Raw genomic sequence first — 19,423 nt, forward strand, 5'->3', positions numbered from 1 at the left:
GGCCGCCCCTGGGGTGGGTCAGCGGTTGGCGTAGAACTCGCGGTCGGCCAGCTCGCCTTCCTTGGCGGCGATCGCGTCGTCGACCGGCCCGTAGTCGGCCTCGTGGGCGTCGGCGGTCTGCTGGAACAGGGTGGAGAGGTCCTCGGTGGCCTGGGCCATGTCCCGGGCCTCGTCGAGGACGGAGAGCATGACCGTGGCGGCGTCGCGGTGCTCGCCGACGGTGTCGCGGTCGACGTTCATCCCGGCGGCCTGGTCCGCGAGGCGCTGCACCGAGTCGGCGCAGCTCTCGATGTACTCGTAGGTGCCGGTGACCTTCTCGGACAGGTGGGCCAGACGCACCGCGGCGATGGCGAGCTGGGTGACGACGATGCCGTAGCTGACGGCGTCGTGGATCATCTCTCCGGCACGGGCGAGCGCCCCGCCGGTGGAGGCGGCCTCGGCCCCGCCGGCGGGGGGCTGGTCGGTGGGGGTGTCGTGGACGGCGGCGGGCGCGTGGCTGGTGAGCGGCGCGAAGTCGGTGTCGGGCATCGGGCGGGTCCTCCTTACGTGTCGTGGTAGTCGCGCTCGGCGGGAGCGGCGTGGCCCATGTCGCGTGTCGTGTCGGCGACCTGCTTGTCGCGGCGGGCCGCGTTGGTCCCGGCGACGGCGATGGCCTCGGAGGCGGCCGGGATCTTCTCGGCGACCGCATCCGCCTTCGCCTTGACCTTCTCGGCCTTCTCGATGAGGGAGGCGACCATGCCCTCGAGGACGCCGGGGACCTTCAGGTCGAGGATCTTGGCGTGCAGGGCCTCCAGGCGGTCGAGGAGCTTCTCGCAGCCCTCGGCCGCCTCGCGTGCGTCGTCGGCGCCCGCGAGGATCTCTTCCGACATGTCGGCATCCGCCCCGATGACGTCGTAGATCGTCAGCTCCGAGTCGCCTTGGTACTGGGTTCCGGATGCCGTTCTGGGCACGGGGATGGTCACGTGTCGTCCTCCAGCGGGTGGTGCGGTGGGGGGTGCGGGCGGCATCGGGATGGGGCGGGTGGTGCGGGGTCGGGTGTGCGGGCCGGAGTGCGGGGCACGCGGGAGCGAGGCCTGACCGCGGCCCAGGGCCGGCGCAGCGGGCGCGTTCGGGTCGGCCCGGTCGGCGCGACGCACCGTGACGGTCTGGGACCAGACCCACCCGGGTGGCGGCCCGAAGTCGACCGGCTCTTCGTTGTCGTCGGGCCAGGTCCAGGTGCTTCCCGGGCGCCACCAGGTGTGGCTGCCCCAGTCCGTCGACTCCTGTTCGGTTGTGCTCTCCGTCGACTCCTCTGCCCGGTGTTCGTCTCCGTGCTGGACCTTCTCGAAGCGGCGGGCGTTCGCCCGCTCGGCCCGCTGACGGCAGCGGCGCGTACGACGCTTCTTCTTCTCCTCCTTCTTCTGCTCTTTCTCCTGGCGCTTCCTGCGCCGGTTGTCCTCGGGGCTGCCCGGGGCGGTGGTGCCGGGCCTACGCAGCCGCCAGGGCCGCGATCCGGTCGCCCCGCCCGGAGTGAACACCCGTCGGAAGCGTCGACTGGTGCGGGTGCCGGTCGACGCCGACCGCGTGTCCGACTCGGGCACTGCTGCCGGCCCGGTGTCGGCGCCAGCTCCGGCCGCCTGCGGCCGCACGGCCAGCCCGGTGCCCGGTGTCGTGGGGGTTGCCGGCGCCTGCGGGTCCTTCGGGGGGTCCTTGGGCTTTCTGCCGTTCAGGATCCGGTCCACCGCCCGTTTGCGGACCGCGCCGCGGATGGTAGTGGGGGTGGCTGCGGTGGCGCCGTGGACGCCGGTGGGCTTCCAGGTCCCGGTGGTGATCCGGTCGGCGACCCGCTGACGGGCCGCACCACGCACGGTGTCCAGCCCGGCCGACTGCCGCCCGGAGCGGCCCGGCCGCTCACCCGACCCCTTCCGGCCGGGGCCCGGCTGCTTGTCCTTCGGACCGTTCAGGATCCGCTCAGCGGCCCGCCGGCGGGCCGCACCGCGCACGGTGTCCGGCCCGGCCAGCTGCCGCCCGGAACGGCCCGGCTGCTCACCCGACCCCTTCCGGCCGGGGCCCGGCTGCTTGTCCTTCGGGCTGTTCAGGATCCGCTCGGCGGCCCGCCGGCGGGCCGCACCGCGCACGGTGTCCGGCGCGGCCGGCTGCCGCCCGGAGCGGCCCTGATCGGTATTCAGGGACCCGTTCCGGGAGTTGTTTTGGGCCCCGGTATTCCCTCCTTGGCGACCCTTGCGGCCGGAGTCTTCCAGGGCCCTCCTGCGGGCCTCCTGGACCCGCCCGGGCCCGGTGCTGCCCGCCAGACCTGGGCGGCTGTCCTGCCCGCCTCCACGACCCGTGTCGGGCTTCTTCGAGTGCGGGCCGCTGGGCCCCGTCTGCCCGGTGGACCGGAACATCGAGGGCACCTGGCTATTCGTACGGCCTGAATTCTGGGAGGAGTTCGGGCCGGAATTCCGGGAGTTCCGAGCATATTCCGGACCGGACTGGATACGGCTTCGCCGCTGCGCCGCCAAAGCCGCCGCGCGGGCCCTTTCCAGTTCGGTATTGACCTTTCCCGCGGCCGCGCCCTGCTGGTCCCGGACGGCCTTGAAGTGTTCCGCGCGGGCCTTCAGATAGCCGACCGCGTGATAGGCGCCACGCAGGGCGGCGACCGTGATTCCCGCCATCATCACGGTGGACATCGAGGTGACCTGGGCCAGGGAGCCGGACCCGGCGGCCGGGACGGCGTCCATTCCGTGGGCGGGGGTTTCCGCATTCTCGCCGAGGGCGGGCCCCTCGGGAACGGACAGGGAGGCGGGCGGGGCGAATTCGGTGGTCAACGGGGCCAGGGTCGGCAGCCCGTCGCCGGGGCCGTCTTCGCCCACCACTCCAGGCAGGGTCAGGCCGGGGAAGCCGAGCACGGTCCCCGTGGTGTCGTCGGCCATCCGGCCGCCTCCAATCGTTGGTCACTGTCCGTTACCGATTCGGGGTCCCTCGCGTGCGCGCACTGTGCGCGCACGCGGCGACCCCGGATCGCGGCATCGCAGTGGATTCGGTGAGCGCGAAGAGTCACCCCGCCGCCGGGCCCGTCAGGAGCCGGCCCGGGCCTGCGTCCACGCGGTGAGCATCCGCACCAGGTCCGCCCACGCCACCTCGTCCCGGCCGGCCATCGTGCGGGCCAGGTCCCATAGCGCCTGCGCGCGGTCGGAATTCGTCGCGGTCGCTGCGATGCGCTGATTCCAGTGGGCGGCCTGCCCGGGTGTGAGCGGCATGGATTCACGCCTCCTTAAGGAAATCGAGGAACGTCGCCGCGGGCCTTTCCTGGGAGTTTCCATCGCCGTTTCCGTGCTGGTTTTCGGAGATTCCGACGGCGATTCCGTTCAGGTTCGCCGCCGTGTTCACGGCCTGCATTCCCTGGCCGCTCTTGATTCCGGCTTTATGGGCCTTCTGGAGCGCCTTTGCGGTCGCGCGCTTCTCGCGCTTGACCGGGAGTTCGACATACAGCCGGTTGTAGACGGCATCGATCTTTCCGGCTTCGTTCACGGCCGCCCGCAGGTGCTTTTCCAGCGCCGCCATCGGCCGGGTCGCGCGGAATGCGCGGACCTTCGCCTCCAGCGGCTTGTCGCCGTCGATGTGAATGTCCTCCAGGGCCGCGCGGTACTCGCTCAGCAGGCCCTGGACCTCGTTGGCCATCTGCCGCAACCGCTCGCGCTGCTGGGCGGCGTACAGGTTGGTGCCCTGCGGCTTGAGCAGGTGCTCCGACGTCCACCCGCTCTTGTGGTTCTGGGACATGGGTTCTCCAGGTGATGGTTGTCGACCCGGGCTCCGGCCGGATGTCCGGGTCGCTGCAGTGGTTCTCGGCGCCGGGCCGGACGCCTTCGCCGGCCGCCGGACCCCCTTTCGAAGGCCCGGCGACCGGCCGAGATGCCCGGATCTCGGTGGGTGGGAGGACGGTCAGCGGCGACGCAACCGCGGGTGGCACCACCAGCAAGCCGAACCGTGGTCCCGCCCGCGGGCGTGGACCAGCAGCAGCGGGGTGACCACCGCCAAGACGACGACCAGGACGACCAGCACGACGCCGACCAGGTACAGGGGGGTATTCATCGGGGGCTCCTTCAGCAGAGCGATGCTCGGTACGGTGGTGCTCGGTGCCGTCGGCACCTTCGGCAGCCACCAGGGCGCTTCCTTCGCCCTGGTGGCCACCGGAGAGACCGACATCCCGTCAGGCCGCCTCGTCGCCAGCCTGGGTGTCGCTGTCGCGCGCCTCCTCGGAGACCGGCATCTCGTCCTCCAACGCGGACGTGATGACCTCGTTCTCGAACTCCGAGTCGTTCGCGAGACGCTTCTTCGCGTTCCGGACGCGGTCTCCGACCCACGTCTCGCCCTTGCCGTAGCGCTCGCCGATCGCCTTCTGGTCGATCTCCGAGCCCTCCAGCATCAGCCGCGCGACCTCGCGCTCGGCCTGCTCGCGAAGCTGCGAGCGCAGTTCGCGAGGGACCGTGCCGCCGTTCTGCGGGGCGATTTCCGAGGGGACCCGCGAGGAGCCGGTGCGGGGAGTCCGAGCGGTCTGCGAGGCGAGTCGCTGCTGCCTCGCGGCCGCGCGCTCCTCGGCCTTGCGGCGCTTGTCGGCCGCCTCGGCGGCCTCCTTCTCCCGGCGCTCCTGCTCGGCCGCCTGCTGCTGCCTGACCTGCTCTTCCGCCAGCAGGATCTTGGCCTTGGCCTCACCCTCGGCCTTGATCCTCAGCGCCTCGCGCTCGGCTGCCGAGCGCTGCCGGGCGTCCTCGCTTTCCCGGACCTGACGCAGCTTCTCCGCCTCGTTTTCCTGCTCCCGGCGGGCCCGCGCGTCCTCGTTTTCCCGGGCGATCCGGGCCTGCTCGGCCTCGCGAAGCGTCCTCGCGTTCTCCAGCTCCCGCTGCTCGCGGATCCGCTCGATTTCCGCCTCGCGTTCGCGCCGCACCTGCTCGGCCTCAATCTTCGCTCGCGTTTCCTCCAGCTCCTTCTCGCGAAGCAGCTGCTGCGCCTCGAACTCGCGGGCCTCGCGAAGCTTGCGCTCCTCGCGTTCGGCCTTCTCGGCCTCCAGCCGGGCCTGCTCGCGAAGGCGCTCGATCTCCGCCTTCGAGGCGCGCTCGGCCTGCTCGGCCATCGCCGCGACCTGCTCGCGCTCGCGGCGCTCCTCGTACTCGCGGTCCTCGCGAAGCTTGCGCGCCTCGCGTTCGGCACGAACGGCCTCGGCGCGCTCGGCCTCGGCCCGCTCGCGCTCGGCCCGGACCTGGTCCTCGCGCTCCTTCTTGGCCGCCTGCTCCTGGTCCTCGTAGTCCTGGATGACCTGGCGCAGCTTCTCCAGCCGCCGGGCCAGGTAGGCGCGGTAGCCGGAGGACGCCTCCGCCAGGCCGATCAGGAGGAACGGGGCCACACTGTGGAGCAGCAGGCCGCCGGCGTCCGGGTGCTGGGGCACCAGGTAGAAGACGCCGTCGGGGTATAGCGAAGTCCAGGCGTTCATCGACCAGGTGGACAGGCCGGCGAACCAGCGCAGCAGGAACGGCCAGCCTTTGGCCCGCTCGCCGCCCTGCTCGGTCAGAACCCCGTCCACGTAGAGCACGGTGATCAGTGCCAGGGAGGCCAGCGGGTCGAGCATCCACGCGATCCAGCCCGGGATGTCGTGGCTCATCGCGAACAGCGTGACGTTGACGCAGGTGAAGACCAGGGCGCCGCCGCCGATCGTCATCAGCGACCTGGTGATCAGCTCGCCCAGGCGCTCCAGCTTGTGCAGCGCTTTCTTCGCCGCCTGGTACTCCTGGCGGGTCACCACGTGCCGTACCGCCCCGGCCGGGGTGCCGGCGGTGCGGTCCTGGCGCGGCAGGCTCAGCGTGTTCAGCGGCCGGTTGCTGCCGTTCACCGCGGCCGGCGGGGCCGGCGGCGGCGGGCTCTCGTAGGTCGTGCTCAAGGCGGTTCGTCCTCTCGGGGAAGCGTCCGGCGTCAGGCCGGCTGGCCGACGAGGTAGTTGATGTAGGTGCCGCCGAGCAGCTCCAGCAGTGCGGGCAGGCCAGCCACCGGCTCTACGTCCCGGGCGCTGCGGCTGCCGATCACGCAGACCCGCTCCGACTCCGGGAAGTAGTGGGCCCGGCCGGTGCGCAGCTTGGTGCGGCCGGGGTGGTAGTGCAGCCAGCGGTCGGCGCCGAGGTAGTGGACGGCGCTGCCGTCGGGGTAGCCGGTCCAGCGCTCGGTCATGGCCAGGCCGAGCACGTTCTCCTGGTCGAGGTGCTGCTCGGCGTAGTCGGCGGCCCGGCAGACGGCCTCGTCGCGAACACCGGCGTCGACGTAGCGCAGGACGTCGGCCAGGTCGCCGTCGACCGGCGGCTGCGGCGGCTCCCAGCCGGCGGCCTGGGCGGCGAGGATGGTGACGGCCGCTTCCAGTTCGCCCTCGGTATCGAGCAGACGGCGGCGGGTCGCGGTCCAGGTGGTGGTGCGGATGAGACGGAACACGGAGGTCCTCCTCGTGATCGTGGGGCGGTGCGTCGGGCACCGTCGAACACCGCCGCCCCGCATCCGGTGAGCTGGGTGCGGGGCGGCGGCCAACCGACGCGGTCAGGGGGCGGCGTAGCCGAGCTCGCCGGGGTCGACGCCGTCGCGGACCGCGGCGGCGTCGGCGCGCAGGTGGTGGGCGCGGTCGTCGAGGATCCGGGCGGCGGTGGCGGCCTGCGCGCGGGTGGTCGGGTCGGCCGTGGCGTCGTTGGCGAGGGCGTGTCCGTTGGCCGCGCCGTCGGCGGCGGCGGCCGCGGCGTCGTCGATGTTGGCGGCGAGAGTGGTCCGGGCGGAGCGGTTCCAGCGCATGACAGGGGTCCTTCCGAGTGGGGGCGCCGCCGGTGCGAGGCCGGCGGCGCGAGAGAGTGACTGGCTCGTGTGACTGGCTCGTGGGCGGCATCTGCTTCACCGCACGGGCTGGTGCCGGCGCCCCGTGTCAGGGGCCGGGACGATGCGCGGTCGCGGGCGACAGCACCGGCGCGGGCGGGAGGTGCGGTCAGGTGGTGCGGGCGCGGTTGCGGGCGGCCCGGCGCTTCATCGCGCGTCGCTCGTCCTCGCTCATCCCGCCCCACACGCCGTGGTCCTGGCCGGTGGTCAAGGCCCAGGTCAGGCACTGCTCCAACACCGGGCATCGACGCCGGCAGACGGATCGGGCCTCCTCGATCTGGATCAGGGCCGGGCCGGTGTTGCCGATCGGGAAAAACAGCTCCGGGTCCTCCTCCCGGCACGCCGAGCGCATCCGCCAGTCGGTCTCGGCGGCGGTCGTGAGCATGATCTTGGTCATGGTGCGGGCTCCTCTCGGTCAGCTGATCCGGGCGGTGCGGGCGAGCCGCTGGAACGCGATGGTGCTCACCGGGTGGGCGATCTCGTCGAGGACGTGCTGCCAGGCCGGGCTGTCCGCCTCGCGCCGCGTCCACGGGTCCGGGTCATGCGTCAGCTGCCAGGCCGCCCAAGCCTGGGCGAAGTCCTCGTCCTCGGGCTGCGCGACGACGACGTCGCGCTCGTGGTCCCAGGCGGTGCAGTGCCGGCGGATCCGGTCCTCGCCGACGGTACGCACTGTGATCTCCCAGGCCGGCCAGCCCTCGCGCGGGCCCGGATCGATCGCCAGAACCTCGTAGGGGGTGTCGCTGACGTAGGCACCCCGGTAGATACCGCCGACGCAACGCGGGCCGATCTGCCGGGCGATCCAGCGGCGGGTGCTGTCCGCGCAGTAGTACACGCGGCGAGCGTCGGTGGAGATACGGGAACGCTGCTTCATGCTTGGCCTCCGGCCAGGGAAGTTCACGAAGCGCCCGCTGCGCCCCGGGCCGAGGTCCGGGGCGCAGCGGGCGTGAGGGAGGGGCGGTTGGTCAGCCGGCCGCGCGGACGCGGCAGCGGATCGTCTTGCCGATGGGCGAGGGCTCGACGGTCCAGCCGGGGGCGAGGATGTCGAGCAGGGTCAGGCCGCGGCCGCACTCGGCCTCGTCGCTGTCCGCGGGGGTGCTGGTGCGGCGCGGGGTGATGTCGGCGAGCGGGTCGTGGACGGCGACGACCGCGTCCGTTCCGCGGGAGCGGTGAACCTCCACGACCAGCGGGACGTGCTCCCCGCCCGCGCGCACGGCGTTGCCGAGCAGCTCGGACAGGACCAGCTGCGCGGACTCGGCGGTCTCCAGGTCGACGCCGTGGGCGAGCAGGACGGTCAGTGCCAGGGACCGCACGGTGTGCACGGTGTCCTGGCTGGCGGTCAGGTGCGCGACGATGCCGCCGGGACGCTGGCGCAGGTAGAGGCCGGGGCGGGGCGGGGGCAGGGCCGGGTCGTGGGCGGTCAGGCCGGGGGCGGTACCGGTGCCGAAGGTCGTGGGGGCGGGGGTGGTCATCGTCCGCCCTTCGGCTTGCCGGGGGTGCTGGGCTTGGTCACCGGCGTGCCGCCGGCGAAGCTCCGGGCCGGCATCACCGGCCACCGCCCTGGCGGACCCGGCGCAGGGCCTCGTCCATGTCCGGGTCGCTGTCCCCCGGGACGAGGTCCGTCTCGGGGCGTGCCATGATGTTGTGCAGCACAGTCGTTGCCTCCTGTTTAGGCGCGACGATGACGGCCTCGGGAGGGCAATCCCGGGGCCGTCGGCATTTTCAGGGCGACTCCTGCCATCCCCCCACCGCCTCCGCACCGGCGATGCCGAGGCGGAAACGACGGGCAGCGTCGCAGGAGAGAGCTGGCTGGTCAGGCGGCAGACCGCAGCGCCGTCAAGTGCTCGACGGTGCTGGTGGCGGCAGGGCGATGCGGGCGGGGGACCGGCCGGTGACCGGTGCCATCGACCGAGTCGGCGGCGAGCTCTGCGACGTCGGCCGGGTCGGCAACGGTGTCGTTCCGACCCGCCAGGTCCAACTCCGGCCCGTCGCGGAGGCGGTTCACCAGGCGGCCCGCCTTCTCGTCCAGCAGGTCCAGGATCTCAGTGAAGGAGCGGCCGTGAGCCATCGCAATCTCCGCAGCGTGGAGCCACAGCTCGCCGCACAGGTCGCCGACCAGGTCGTTGGCGGTATCCAGGCCGGAATCGTCCAGTAGCTCCTTCACCAGGTCCTGCAGACCGGTCGAGAACCAGGTGTAGGCGTCGGCGAGCAGCGCGGCGGCGGGGGTGTTGGGCATGGCAGTCTCCTCAGGGCGGTCACTGTGTGGGCATACGGCGGCCGCCGGCGACCCCGTCGTACTCGGGGTCGGCGGCGGCCGTGGGAGGTAGTGCTGTTGGTGGTGGGCTAGACGGCGGGGTGGAGCGTCTCCGTCGGGACCTGGGCGCCACGAATCGGGCCCACCGCGTCCTCCAGTGGAACCTCCCGCTGAACATCCGCAGCTAGAACCGCCAGCCGGACACCAGCCCACTCCGCCGCGCGGCGGGCCGGGAGTTCCCGGGCCATAGCGCGCTCGCTAGCGCGGCGGGACGTTTCCTGCTGCGCCTGGGCGGCGCGGCGCTCCGGCTCCTGACGCAGCAGCTCGAGGTATGTGGCACCCAGGCGCAGGCCGTCAGAGCAGCGCTTCCGCGGATCGGTGCAGGCCGTGCAGCGGCTGCGGTGGCCGACGTAAGCAGCGTGGGCGGTGTCAGCGGTGGGCGCGGCCGGCTCCAGCTGGTGAAGCGCCGGAGTGACCGGCGTCTTCACCTTCTTCAGCACCTTGGTCGACCGCCGAGCGGCAACGTCGGCGCTAGCCTCCACCCGCTGCTCCTGCCAGCGGGACAGGGAGATGTCGATGACGAACAGCCGGTTCGAGTTGCCGCAACGACGGGCGCCAGAGGAGCCGGCCTTCGTAGTGTGATGCGGGACCAGCTTCCACTCCTTGGTGCCCTTGTGGGCGGTGAGCGGGCACCAGGTCCCGCAGCCAGGGCAAGCGAGGTGTTCGGCGCGGGGAGTCAAGTCGACCAGATTGCGCGGCAACTCCGACAGGAGGAGCGCCGGCTTGCAGGAGACGTTCGTCGTACGGGTCCGACGCTTGCGCGGCTGCGCCGTGGGGATCGCGGTCGAGATGGTCATCAAGGACTCCTCGGGTGCGGAGGGAATTGGTGGCCGGGGCGCGGTGCTCTCTCCGCCCCCCAGGCCGACCGGAGGATCCGGCGCCCTGGCGAGCGGACAACGCATCAGCGCTGCGGCGTGCCGCCGGGAGGTTTGGTGGAGCTACCGTCCCGGCGCTAGAGCACGCACTCACCACCAAAGATGTAGACTTTGGTGCCTAAGTCTGTGGCGACATCCAAGACCGTACGCAGCAGGTGACGCACCGTCAAGGACTTTGGTGCATAAGTTCCATGACTGAGCACCAAAGCTGGCCACATGGGGCAGTCAAGCCACCATCAGCCTGGGAAAAATGCAGCCAGGAGCAGCAAGTTAGGTACCAAAGTCATGCAACGTGGAGTACCTTGACACCCATGACTGCGACAGATCAGACCAGGCGGGGCAGCGCGCGGTCCGTGGCCGACGCTCTCCGCGAGCAGATCAGGTCCGGCCTGCTAGGCCCCGGCGCCGTTCTCCCCACCGGTCGGGAGCTCGCGGAGGCGTTCCAGGTGGCTCCCAAAACCGCTGCGGCTGGGGTGGATATTCTCAAGGCTGAGGGCCTCGTCGTCGGGGAGCAGGGCGGTCGCCGCCGGGTTCGGTCTGTTCGCCGCATCACCTGGAACCTGTCCGAGTTCGAGCGAGGCCGGCGCCGTGACTCACACGCACTAGATGACTGGGCAACCGCCATCAAGGATGCTGGGCGCCAGCCCAGCGAAACGATAGTCAAGACCGTGGAGCCTGCTGAGCCGCAAATCGCGGAGTGGCTGGGCATCATGCGAGGCGACGAGGTCGTCAAACGCGCCCGAGTCCGCTGGGTAGATGACGAGCCCTTCCAGATCTCGACTTCCTATTTCCCCGGCGCGATCGCCAGAGGAACCTTGCTGGACGAGGACCGGGAGCTGTCCGTCCCTGGCGGCGTGTTGCGTCACATCGGCCACCCTCAGACCAGAGTGCGCGACGAGATAAGCACCCGGATGCCCACCCCTGAAGAGACTGAGCTCCTCCAACTCCCGGTGGGCACCCCAGTGCTCCAGCACGTTCGCATCGGATACGGGGCCGAAGGGCCGGTCCGCGCGATGGTCACCATCGCCCCAGGCGACCGCAATCTGCTCGTCTACGAGATGGAGGTCTGATGACCGCCTCCGCTGACGTCTCCCTATTCAACAGCGGTGTTCAGCAGCTTTCTGCGACACCACACCCCGATGTGCGCCGCGCGGAGCCGTTGACCGGTGATCTGGGTCAGACGAGGTTGGTCTGGTATGCGGCGTATGGGTCGAACATGCACGCCAGCCGGCTAAAGTACTACATCGTTGGCGGCCAGCCGCCAGGCGGGGCTCGCACTTACCCTGGCTGCCGCGATCCGCGATTGCCCAAGCACACCCTTCCGGTACTGCTACCCGGCCTGCTGTACTTCGCGCTGGAATCCGCGGTGTGGACTGGCGGCATGGGCTTTTATGACCCCGCCCAAGAGGGGGAGATGCCTGCCCGGGCCTACCTGGTGACCACCGAGCAATTCTCCGACATCGCCGCCCAGGAGATGTACCAGGACCCTGGGGCCAACCTCGATCTCACCCGGGCACTTGCGGCTGGCCGCGACCAGCTCGGCCCCGGCCGCTACGAGACCCTGGTCTGCCCCGGCACGATCGATGGCATCCCCGTCTGTACCTTCACTGCTCCCTGGAGCCTCCCCGAAGCCGAGCTGAACCCTCCCTCCGCCGCATACTTGTCCAACTTCGCCACTGGCCTGGCCGAAGCTCATGGCTGGCCCCTAGAGGCCGCTGTGGAGTATCTGGCCACGCGTCCAGGCGCCGTGGGGCATTGGACCGCTCAGACTGTCCTGGATGCTCTCCAAACCCGAACCTAGCGGTCCAGCTGACCGTCGAGACGTCAGATCGACACAGTCGGTGGGCAGATGGATACGCGCTGCTCGCACGCGGTAGGCTAGCTGGGCACTTAGTGCACAAAAAATTTCGCCGCCCAGGCCTTGGACAAGCCGGGGCGGCGCGAGTGGATCGGCGCCCCCGGCAAGGGGCCCTCTCCGCGGTCGGACCTGATCATGAGGAAGGTCGACATGATGCAGCGTACCCGTACGCGCGCTCTGACACACACGCGGCACCCCGCCGTGGACGCGATCAGTCGGTCGCTCCGGCGGGGTGCCGTCGTGTCTGTATGCGGATACACCTCGCCCCCGAAGGGGGTTGAGATGACGTAGTCGTCGCGGGCGGCTGCCGACCCGTACCACCGGGTCTCCACCGCCCGGCCGCAGCCGGTGTACCACCACCAGCACCTGCGGCCCGACATCACCACGACCGAGCTACCAACTCGGTCGCGAAGGCCCGATCTCCGGCTACCAACCGGGCTACCGAGCGAATTTCAGGTTCTGCGAGAACCAGCACCCACGAAGGGCGCCTTTTGCGTGCCCACTATCCCTAGGAGGCATTGCCATCATGCAGCAGCCCGGCTCGGGCTGCCAGTGCCGTCGTGCTCGTGGTGTCGTCGTCGACGCCACGGGTCCCGGCGATGCCGGCACCACCGCCAGCCGTCCCGCGACCGTTTTTCCCCGTTCCTGCCTGGTCTGTGAGGCTGGCTCGAGAGCAGCGCAGACCTCCACACCGCGACCCCACCGCTCGGGCGACGTGACGCATATCACTCACCCGGGTGAGCGTGCCTGGGGCGCCGTTGACGCCCCTGCGGGTGTATCAGACGCCCTCCGCCTTCCTAGTCAGCGGTCGACCACGACCGAGGCCCTGCCGATGCCGACCCCGGCCCGGGCGCCGTGGGTGCCGGCCGAGCACCAACTGGTGTTCGGTACCGCGGGCCGGATCGCGCTGGACGGCTACTCGTGGATGCAGGCGGTGCACTGGGTGCACGGTGCCGGCCTGTACGTCCCGCCACAGCGGCGGCCGAAGTTCAGCGAGACGACGCTGCGGCTGGCCCGGATCCTGGCGGAGCTGACTCCCTGTCGGCCGAGCATCGCGTTCCTGATGCGGGCGATGCAGTGCAGCCGCCGGACGGTGCAGTACCACCTGGAGATCCTGCGGGCAACAAGCCTGCTGGCCTGGCGCGCGGTTGGCACCCGGCTGCCGATGGTGCCCGGTCAGGTCCGGGTGGACTGCCGCGCCAGCGAGTACGAGCGGCTGATCCCGCCCTCCTACGACCAGGCGCTCGGCATCCGGACTACGGGCGAGGGCCTGGAGCGGCGGATAACGGGGATCTCGGACGAGGGTCGGGGCGTGATCGCGGAGCTCGGGAAGAAGGCCGCGAAGCGCCTGCGCCGTACCGGCCGCACCGTTCGTCACAGCCGTGCCCGACAGCCCGTCAGCACCCCGCGTTGCACCCCAATGGAGGGTGGTACCACTGACTACCTCAGCTCTCCCTCCGTGCGTGATTCAAAAACTACGGGCATGGCCCGTGAGACAACGTCCAGCACCAGGAAGAAGCGCGCTGCGCAGCAGGCCGGGGAGCGGCAGCGCACGGTGCTCGGGCAGGTCGTGACGGCGGCGATGATGGCCGCCGGTGACCAACTGGCCCGGGTCGCGTACCGGCGGGTGCCGTGGGTGGGGCAGGCCTCGCACGACCAGCTTCGATGGGTCCTCAACGACGTCGTGGCGCGGGGCTGGGACGAGCAGCGTGCGGTGGCCTGGCTGGGCGAGATCGCAGGTCAGTACGGGTGCGCCGGTCTGCTGTGGCGTCCGGAGCGGCCGCACTCGCTGATCGCGCATGCCCTGCGCCAGGACGCCGAGCAGGAGCAGCACGACCAGGCGGTGGCCGAGCGGGCCGCCGTCCAGGTCGCCGACACCAGCGTCGCCGCGGTCCGCGAGCTGGCCGACGAGCTCACGTTCATGGCCGACCTGTTCGGTGCGGCGGCTGCCACCGCACCCGCGACCAGGCAGGACCTGCTCGAAGCGGACTACCTGCCCGCGGCCGCGCTTGCCCAGATGGAAGCCGCCGGCGACCGTGCCTTCGAGCGCTTCGGTGCCGACCTGGTCGCCAAGTACGCCTCCCTCGACGCCAACCCCAACATCCAGCTGGGAGTAACCCGATGACCGACGACCTGCGCGGCACCACCCAGGAGCCCGGCGGCGCTGACCTCGCCCGCACCGCGCTGCGCGCCGCCCGGCGCACCGCCCGCCTCAACGGCACCGCGACCGTGAAGAAGACCACCCCGACCCGCCAGCAGATCGCCCGCGCCGGCCGCGACGCCCGCGACCCCTCTCCCCTTGCCACCCTCATGCCCGCCATGGCCGCCGCCCAGGGCTGGGCGCTGGGCACCGCCCAGGGCACCATGCGCAACAACTGGGCCCAGCTGGTCGGCGCCGAAGGGTCCACCCACTGGTTCCCGGCCGGCTTCAACGCCGACACCCGCACCCTGCGCATCACCTGCGACTCCCCGGCCTGGGCCACCAAGCTGCGCCTGGAGCAGCGCCAGCTCCTCGCCAAGCTCAACCACGCCCGGCCCGACACCGTCCGCGCCCTCGAGATCCGGGTCGGCGCCACCACCGCTGGCCCGGCACCCGACATGGAACCGACCCTCGCCCCGGCTCAGCAGCACCCGACCCCGGCCTCCACCGCGGCCGAGCGCCCGCTCGCCGACAGCCCCGCCTACCAGCAGCTCCGCCACCAGATGCGCGACCAGGCCCAGGCCCGTCAGGCAGCGCTCGACGAAGAAGCCGCCGCCCGGGAGGAGATCCTGCGCCAGCACTACAACCGCCTGCGCGAACCCGAGGGGGCTCACCGCCCCTGCGTCGAAGACGAGGAGGCCCTGGCCCGAACCGCCCGGGCTCGCGAAGCCCTCGCCCGCCACCACGCGGCTCTCGCCGTCGCCCGCGGCCACGCCGTCCCGCTGCGCACCAACCGCGCCCAGTCGACCGCCCTCTCCGGTGCCGCGTGACCAGGACCACTCCACCACCCGCCCGCCGACCGCTTACCGTCGAACCTGCGGCCCGCCACCACCGAGGAGGACCAGGTGACCACCCAGCCCGACCACCAGGACGCCGCTGCTCCCAGGCCGGCCACCCTGCACGAGCTGCGCACCGCCCTGTCGCGCTACGGTCTGTCCGGCGACCGCGACCTGTTCGAGCAGGACCTGGCCGCCGCCCTCGACTCCTCCCCCATCGGTGACCTCGCCGCCGTCGCCGATGTGATCGCCACCTACCGCCACCGCCTGACCCTGCGCACCAGCCCCGAGGCCATGGGCTCGCTCGCCGCACCGATCGGCGGCCAGCAGTGGACCCCGGCCGCTGACGCCTTCGCCCGGCTCCGCGCCGCTGGCGGCGACCGGTGACCGACCAGCCAGCCCCGCTGCACGTCTTCCTCTCCGACGCCGCCGAGCCGCCCTCGCCGCGCTGCGCCCCGGCGAACCGGGCGCGGTCGAGAGAGCTCGTCGAGCGCCTGGCGGTCCACCCGCGGCTCGGCATCCCAGTGCCCGGCGGTAGCGGCCCGGGCGAGCACGAGGGCGACATCTGGGCGTGACCGGACGGAGCAGCCCTGGTCCGCAGCGGAAGCGACCTGACCGCCGTCCGCTGGTCGCGGGCAAAGGTCCAGCGCGGGGACCGGGGCTGCTCCACTCGGCGGCGCGGACCTGGCCACGTTCGGGAACCCGGCGGAGGAGTCCCGGTCACCTCCGTGCAGGCGAAGCGGACCCCACGTTCCGCCAACCGAACGCGGCGGTTGTCGGGCCACCTCCGTACCGACGGAGTGGACCACTTCCTGACCACGACCGAGAGGGCTTCACCGGACCATCTCCCGCACGGGCGGAGCGGACCAGTGTCCGGCCTGCGCGGGCGGCGAGCACCGCGGGTCACCTCCGCACGGGCGGAGCGGACTGGTCCGCGATGCCGGTGGTGGCCGTGTCTAGCGGGTCACCTCCGCACGGGCGGAGCGGACCCCATCCGCATCGGCGCCGAGGACTGGGCAGCCGGGTCACCTCCGCACGGGCGGAGCAGACGGCCACAAGGTCACGGACGAAAAGGGCACCCGCGGGTCACCTCCGCACGGGCGGAGCGGACCACCCAGCAGCCACCGGACGGGCATCCGAGCGCGGGTCACCTCCGCACGGCCGGGCCGGACTACCGGCCGGAGTTGTGTGAGTGGGCCGGCGGGGGGTCACCTCCGCGCGGGCGGAGCGGACACCAGCGTCCCGTTGGCGTTGAGGATGACCGGCGGGCCACCTCCGCGCAGGCAGAGCGGACCAGCTCAAGAACGGCGGGCCTGCCGACGAGACCGGGTCACCTCCGCGCAGGCGGAGCGGACACCGGGTGGGCCGCTCTGATCCTCGCGGTGATCGGGTCACCTTCGCACGGGCGGAGCGGACACGCGTCCGGGAACTTCGTTGGGTTGACCAAGCGGGCCACCTCCGCACGGGCGGAGCGGACCCCGGGGTCAGCATGTCGTCAGCGTCCAGGACCGGGCCACCTCCGCACGGGCGGAGCGGACGAGGAGGCGGGCCAGCTCGGCGGGGGCGAGGCCGGGCCACCTCCGCACGGGCGGAGCGGACCCCCGCGAGACCGCCCGCGCCCTCGTCCGCTACGGGCCACCTCCGCACGGGCGGAGCGGACCCGGCGGAGCACAAGGTCGCCGCGGTCGTCGGCGGGCCACCTCCGCACGGGCGGAGCGGACACTTTCTGACCTGCGGCGCAGCAGGGCCTTTGATGTTTCTTGACCATCGCGGGGCGGGTCAGGTCGGTGGTGCTGTTGTGATGTCGAGGAACGCTGTCATCGTGACACGGGCCGCGGGCAGCGGACTGTTCGCGCCACCGGGAGCACCCTGTCCGCCGTCCCGTCGGGAGCTGGCGACGGTCCGGCGCGGGGAGCCCCGGACGGAGCGGACCACGGCGCCGCGGGCCCGCCGTCGGGGAGGTTGGGTCACCTCCGCACAGGCGGAGCTGGCGACTTCTTCTGCCGGGCCAGGACCTGGATCCGCTGGCAACCTCCGCACAGACGGAGCGAACCAGGGCACCTACCCGCTCCCGCACACCAAGCACGGGGCACCTCCGCACAGGCGGGGCGGACGAGGCGCTGAACCCTGAAAGCCACCTACCCGCGGGAGAAGCGGAACGCCTAAGACCGGCATCCTGACCCAGCGGCACGGGCCACCTCCGCGCAGGCGGAGCGGACCCCAGCAGCCGGTACGTCTCTGCGGTCTCGCCGGGTCACCTCCGCGCGGGCAGAGCGGACCCGGGCGTCGTTGCCGTGCTGGCCCTGGACGATGGGTCACCTCCGCGGAGGTGGAGCGGAGAACTAGGTCTGCTCCGAGGACACCTTCGGCCGCGGGTCACCTCCGCGCAGGCGGAGCGGATACCTCGGAGAGGAGCCGCATGGACCGCCCGCGCGGGGCTCCGCATGGGCGGAGCGGACCGCTGGCGCGCCGCCGTGATCGGGAAGTACGACGGGTCACCTCCGCGCGGACGGAGCGAACTACCGCTGGGACATCAACCAGACCGGTTGGGCCGGGACACCCCCGCCCAGGCGGGGCGGACGAGGCGCTGAACCCTGAAAGCCACCTACCCGCGGGAGAAGCGAAACGCCTCCGCGCAGGCGGAGCGGACCCGGCCACGATCACCATCTGCCCGCCGACCAACGTGGCACCTCCGCACGGGCGGAGGGGACGAGGGGCGAGGATGACCGACTACCGCGTGATCGGGTCACCTCCGCACGGGCGGAGCGGACGTCAAGGCCCGTTGGACCGTACCGGTTGCGACCGGGTCACCTCGGCACGGGCGGAGCGGACGCGTCGAAGAGTTCGGCGGCCTGCTCGGGGAGCGGGTCACCTCTGCACGGGCGGAGCGGCCTGGTCACCGCGGCCCACGGTTCTCGTCGCGCCCGGGTCACCTCCGCACGGGCGGAGGGGACGACGTCGCTCCCGCCGCCCTCAAGCTCGGCCGCGGGTCACCTCCGCGCCGGCGGAGCGGACTCGCCCAGGCGCTCCAGTTCGGAGCGGACGAGCGGGTCACCTCCGCGCAGGCGGAGCGGACCTGGGCAAACGTGGGGGTGCACCAAACTGCGACGGGTCACCTCCGCGCAGGCGGAGCGGACGCCCCCGACGGTGGACGCGCCCAGTACACAACCGGGTCACCTCCGCGTAGGCGGAGCGGACGGGCGGTGCGGGTCGCCACCGGTGTGCCTCCGCGGGTCACCTCCGCGCAGGCGGAGCGGACGACGCCTCGGCGATAGGCACGCCGTATGACTGCGGGTCACCTCCGCGCAGGCGGAGCGGACTCGGCGCGGCGTGGGAGCGGACCCAGCAGACGTGGGTCACCTCCGCGCAGGCGGAGCGGACCCGGTTGTGTACAGCGGCACGATCTGCACCTGCGGGTCACCTCCGCGCAGGCGGAGCGGACCAGGCGAGCGAGGTGGCGAAGGAGGCGTTGCCCGGGTCACCTCCGCGCAGGCGGAGCGGACCCTTCCCGAGCTGCGACGCAGCGATGCCTTTGCCGTTTCTTGACCATGCTCGAGGGGCCGGTCGGTTGTGCTGTTGTGGTGTCAAGGAACTCGGGTTCATCGTGCCATGGGCTGCGGACAGCACCTCTGGTCGAAGCCGTCCGGCACCACACTGCGCCGGGAGACCGGGCCCTGTCCGCATCGACGGAACATCCAGAGCCAGCTACCTCTGCGCGGCGGGGCAGACGCGGACCAACCGGCCGCATCCCGGTTCGGTGGCGGCCTCCTCCGCCACGGGCGGAGCGGACACCCGCGTCTCCGTGCTGGCGGCCTCGGCCTGCTGGTCACCTCCGCGCAGGCGGAGCGGACCCCCTGCGCAGCCCGGGTCTGGTCTTCACTGGGATACCTCCGCGAGGGCGGAGCGGACAGCTCCACGGTGCTCTACATCCCGGTCGTGCATGGGCCACCTCCGCTCGGGCGGAGCAGACTCGAACGCATCGATGAGCTCACCCTCACGTCGCGGGCCACCTCTGCACGGGCGGAGCGAACCTCGACGTCCCGCGGTTCTGGCACACCGTCCGCGGGTCACCTCGCGCAGGCGGAGCGGACCAGGACTCCATGGTCAAGAACCTGGTCTCCTGCGGGTTACCTCCGCGCGGGCGGAGCGGACTGTCGAGCATGCCAACCGCAGCGTTCACGAGCGGATCACCTCCGCGCGGACAGAGCGGGCTGCCGCGACGACTACGACGAGCAGCGGAACACCGGGTCACCTCCGCGCGGGCGGAGCGGGCACGCCCAGAATCTTGGCCGCAAACTCGGCCACCGGGCCACCTCCGCGCAGGCAGAACGGACCTCGGCGGGCTGCTGCCCCGCTACCTTCTTTGTGGCCCTGAAACGGGGCTCCTGGCCTCCGGGTCCGGCATGACTGTTGCCCCCTGTCGATCGCATGACAATGCCGTTGCGTTAGTGGTCGTGCCATCGGTGGTTGAGTGTGATGACTACCGGTGAACGGCGTTTGCTGGCAGGTTCGTTGAGGGCCTTGCTG

General features: G+C 71.8%; 19 protein-coding genes and 2 CRISPR repeat arrays. Of the genes, 6 read left to right on the forward strand and 13 right to left on the reverse strand.

Annotated features, from left to right (window positions below; translation table 11 throughout):
* Window positions 1–18 precede the first annotated feature (18 nt).
* The 13 genes from ACFYUY_RS34950 to ACFYUY_RS35010 all read right to left on the reverse strand — a co-directional run bounded on the left by ACFYUY_RS34950 (window position 19) and on the right by ACFYUY_RS35010 (window position 9,984).
* Window positions 19–528, reverse strand: a complete 510-nt coding sequence (locus ACFYUY_RS34950; protein WP_387906778.1) for a hypothetical protein — start codon at window positions 526–528, stop codon at window positions 19–21.
* A 14-nt stretch (window positions 529–542) separates the two neighbouring features.
* Window positions 543–2,117: a hypothetical protein gene (locus ACFYUY_RS34955; RefSeq protein ID WP_387906780.1), complete on the reverse strand. Its 1,575-nt coding sequence runs from the start codon at window positions 2,115–2,117 to the stop codon at window positions 543–545.
* Between the two features lie 939 nt (window positions 2,118–3,056).
* Window positions 3,057–3,239 carry a hypothetical protein gene (locus tag ACFYUY_RS34960; RefSeq protein WP_387906782.1) on the reverse strand — a complete coding sequence of 61 codons (183 nt, stop codon included), beginning with the start codon at window positions 3,237–3,239 and terminating at the stop codon, window positions 3,057–3,059.
* Window positions 3,240–3,243: 4 nt separating this feature from the next.
* Complete coding sequence (locus ACFYUY_RS34965) at window positions 3,244–3,759, reverse strand: hypothetical protein (protein WP_387906785.1); 516 nt, start codon at window positions 3,757–3,759, stop codon at window positions 3,244–3,246.
* 162 nt (window positions 3,760–3,921) lie between these two features.
* The gene (locus tag ACFYUY_RS34970; protein WP_387906787.1) at window positions 3,922–4,071 is read right to left on the reverse strand and encodes a hypothetical protein; all 150 of its coding nucleotides are present in this window, start codon (window positions 4,069–4,071) and stop codon (window positions 3,922–3,924) included.
* 118 nt (window positions 4,072–4,189) lie between these two features.
* Complete coding sequence (locus tag ACFYUY_RS34975) at window positions 4,190–5,911, reverse strand: hypothetical protein (protein WP_387906790.1); 1,722 nt, start codon at window positions 5,909–5,911, stop codon at window positions 4,190–4,192.
* Window positions 5,912–5,943: 32 nt separating this feature from the next.
* Entirely contained in the window at window positions 5,944–6,450 is a 507-nt protein-coding gene (locus ACFYUY_RS34980; RefSeq protein WP_387906793.1) for a hypothetical protein, read from the reverse strand.
* Window positions 6,451–6,552: 102 nt separating this feature from the next.
* On the reverse strand, window positions 6,553–6,798 hold the full coding sequence (locus ACFYUY_RS34985) for a hypothetical protein (RefSeq protein WP_387906796.1): 246 nt from the start codon (window positions 6,796–6,798) through the stop codon (window positions 6,553–6,555).
* A gap of 187 nt (window positions 6,799–6,985) precedes the next feature.
* Window positions 6,986–7,261 carry a WhiB family transcriptional regulator gene (locus ACFYUY_RS34990; RefSeq protein ID WP_387906837.1) on the reverse strand — a complete coding sequence of 92 codons (276 nt, stop codon included), beginning with the start codon at window positions 7,259–7,261 and terminating at the stop codon, window positions 6,986–6,988.
* 30 nt (window positions 7,262–7,291) lie between these two features.
* The gene (locus ACFYUY_RS34995; protein WP_387906799.1) at window positions 7,292–7,747 is read right to left on the reverse strand and encodes a hypothetical protein; all 456 of its coding nucleotides are present in this window, start codon (window positions 7,745–7,747) and stop codon (window positions 7,292–7,294) included.
* Window positions 7,748–7,838: 91 nt separating this feature from the next.
* Window positions 7,839–8,345, reverse strand: a complete 507-nt coding sequence (locus ACFYUY_RS35000) for an ATP-binding protein (RefSeq protein ID WP_387906801.1) — start codon at window positions 8,343–8,345, stop codon at window positions 7,839–7,841.
* A gap of 341 nt (window positions 8,346–8,686) precedes the next feature.
* Complete coding sequence (locus ACFYUY_RS35005; protein ID WP_387906804.1) at window positions 8,687–9,109, reverse strand: hypothetical protein; 423 nt, start codon at window positions 9,107–9,109, stop codon at window positions 8,687–8,689.
* Between the two features lie 107 nt (window positions 9,110–9,216).
* Window positions 9,217–9,984, reverse strand: coding sequence for a hypothetical protein (locus tag ACFYUY_RS35010; RefSeq protein ID WP_387906807.1), 768 nt, complete (start codon window positions 9,982–9,984; stop codon window positions 9,217–9,219).
* Window positions 9,985–10,373: 389 nt separating this feature from the next.
* On the opposite strand from ACFYUY_RS35010, the gene ACFYUY_RS35015 reads away from it, so the two are divergent.
* From ACFYUY_RS35015 to ACFYUY_RS35040, 6 genes are all read left to right on the forward strand, one after another.
* Window positions 10,374–11,132 carry a GntR family transcriptional regulator gene (locus ACFYUY_RS35015; RefSeq protein WP_387906809.1) on the forward strand — a complete coding sequence of 253 codons (759 nt, stop codon included), beginning with the start codon at window positions 10,374–10,376 and terminating at the stop codon, window positions 11,130–11,132.
* A complete protein-coding gene (locus ACFYUY_RS35020) occupies window positions 11,132–11,863 on the forward strand; it encodes a histone deacetylase (RefSeq protein WP_387906811.1) in 732 nt (243 codons plus the stop codon). The genes ACFYUY_RS35015 and ACFYUY_RS35020 overlap by 1 nt, the downstream gene beginning before the upstream one ends.
* Window positions 11,864–12,752: 889 nt before the next feature.
* Complete coding sequence (locus ACFYUY_RS35025; RefSeq protein WP_387906814.1) at window positions 12,753–14,045, forward strand: hypothetical protein; 1,293 nt, start codon at window positions 12,753–12,755, stop codon at window positions 14,043–14,045.
* Window positions 14,042–14,890, forward strand: a complete 849-nt coding sequence (locus ACFYUY_RS35030) for a DciA family protein (RefSeq protein ID WP_387906817.1) — start codon at window positions 14,042–14,044, stop codon at window positions 14,888–14,890. The genes ACFYUY_RS35025 and ACFYUY_RS35030 overlap by 4 nt, the downstream gene beginning before the upstream one ends.
* Before the next feature lie 75 nt (window positions 14,891–14,965).
* The gene (locus ACFYUY_RS35035) at window positions 14,966–15,283 is read left to right on the forward strand and encodes a hypothetical protein (RefSeq protein ID WP_387906820.1); all 318 of its coding nucleotides are present in this window, start codon (window positions 14,966–14,968) and stop codon (window positions 15,281–15,283) included.
* Window positions 15,280–15,471 (forward strand): hypothetical protein, encoded by a 192-nt coding sequence (locus tag ACFYUY_RS35040; RefSeq protein ID WP_387906823.1) that lies wholly within the window; start codon window positions 15,280–15,282, stop codon window positions 15,469–15,471. Before ACFYUY_RS35035 ends, ACFYUY_RS35040 begins: the two co-directional genes overlap by 4 nt.
* Before the next feature lie 141 nt (window positions 15,472–15,612).
* Window positions 15,613–16,617: a CRISPR direct-repeat array (repeat unit 29 nt; unit sequence CGGGCCACCTCCGCACGGGCGGAGCGGAC).
* A 770-nt stretch (window positions 16,618–17,387) separates the two neighbouring features.
* A CRISPR array of direct repeats spans window positions 17,388–18,399; the repeat unit is 29 nt; unit sequence CGGGTCACCTCCGCGCAGGCGGAGCGGAC.
* The last annotated feature ends 1,024 nt before the right edge of the window (window positions 18,400–19,423 follow it).

The organism is Kitasatospora sp. NPDC004745 (assembly GCF_042873275.1).
Classification (GTDB): domain Bacteria; phylum Actinomycetota; class Actinomycetes; order Streptomycetales; family Streptomycetaceae; genus Kitasatospora.

What these genes read in the sequence shown, in the direction of transcription:
- ACFYUY_RS34950 (WP_387906778.1), bottom strand. Translation starts at nt 528, where the DNA reads ATGCCCGACACCGACTTCGCGCCGCTCACCAGCCACGCGCCCGCCGCC.
- ACFYUY_RS35005 (WP_387906804.1), bottom strand. Translation starts at nt 9,109, where the DNA reads ATGCCCAACACCCCCGCCGCCGCGCTGCTCGCCGACGCCTACACCTGG.
- ACFYUY_RS34990 (WP_387906837.1), bottom strand. Translation starts at nt 7,261, where the DNA reads ATGCTCACGACCGCCGCCGAGACCGACTGGCGGATGCGCTCGGCGTGC.
- ACFYUY_RS34965 (WP_387906785.1), bottom strand. Translation starts at nt 3,759, where the DNA reads ATGTCCCAGAACCACAAGAGCGGGTGGACGTCGGAGCACCTGCTCAAG.
- ACFYUY_RS34985 (WP_387906796.1), bottom strand. Translation starts at nt 6,798, where the DNA reads ATGCGCTGGAACCGCTCCGCCCGGACCACTCTCGCCGCCAACATCGAC.
- ACFYUY_RS34970 (WP_387906787.1), bottom strand. Translation starts at nt 4,071, where the DNA reads ATGAATACCCCCCTGTACCTGGTCGGCGTCGTGCTGGTCGTCCTGGTC.
- ACFYUY_RS34995 (WP_387906799.1), bottom strand. Translation starts at nt 7,747, where the DNA reads ATGAAGCAGCGTTCCCGTATCTCCACCGACGCTCGCCGCGTGTACTAC.
- ACFYUY_RS35010 (WP_387906807.1), bottom strand. Translation starts at nt 9,984, where the DNA reads ATGACCATCTCGACCGCGATCCCCACGGCGCAGCCGCGCAAGCGTCGG.
- ACFYUY_RS35025 (WP_387906814.1), top strand. Translation starts at nt 12,753, where the DNA reads ATGCCGACCCCGGCCCGGGCGCCGTGGGTGCCGGCCGAGCACCAACTG.
- ACFYUY_RS35020 (WP_387906811.1), top strand. Translation starts at nt 11,132, where the DNA reads ATGACCGCCTCCGCTGACGTCTCCCTATTCAACAGCGGTGTTCAGCAG.
- ACFYUY_RS35015 (WP_387906809.1), top strand. Translation starts at nt 10,374, where the DNA reads ATGACTGCGACAGATCAGACCAGGCGGGGCAGCGCGCGGTCCGTGGCC.
- ACFYUY_RS35030 (WP_387906817.1), top strand. Translation starts at nt 14,042, where the DNA reads ATGACCGACGACCTGCGCGGCACCACCCAGGAGCCCGGCGGCGCTGAC.
- ACFYUY_RS35000 (WP_387906801.1), bottom strand. Translation starts at nt 8,345, where the DNA reads ATGACCACCCCCGCCCCCACGACCTTCGGCACCGGTACCGCCCCCGGC.
- ACFYUY_RS34960 (WP_387906782.1), bottom strand. Translation starts at nt 3,239, where the DNA reads ATGCCGCTCACACCCGGGCAGGCCGCCCACTGGAATCAGCGCATCGCA.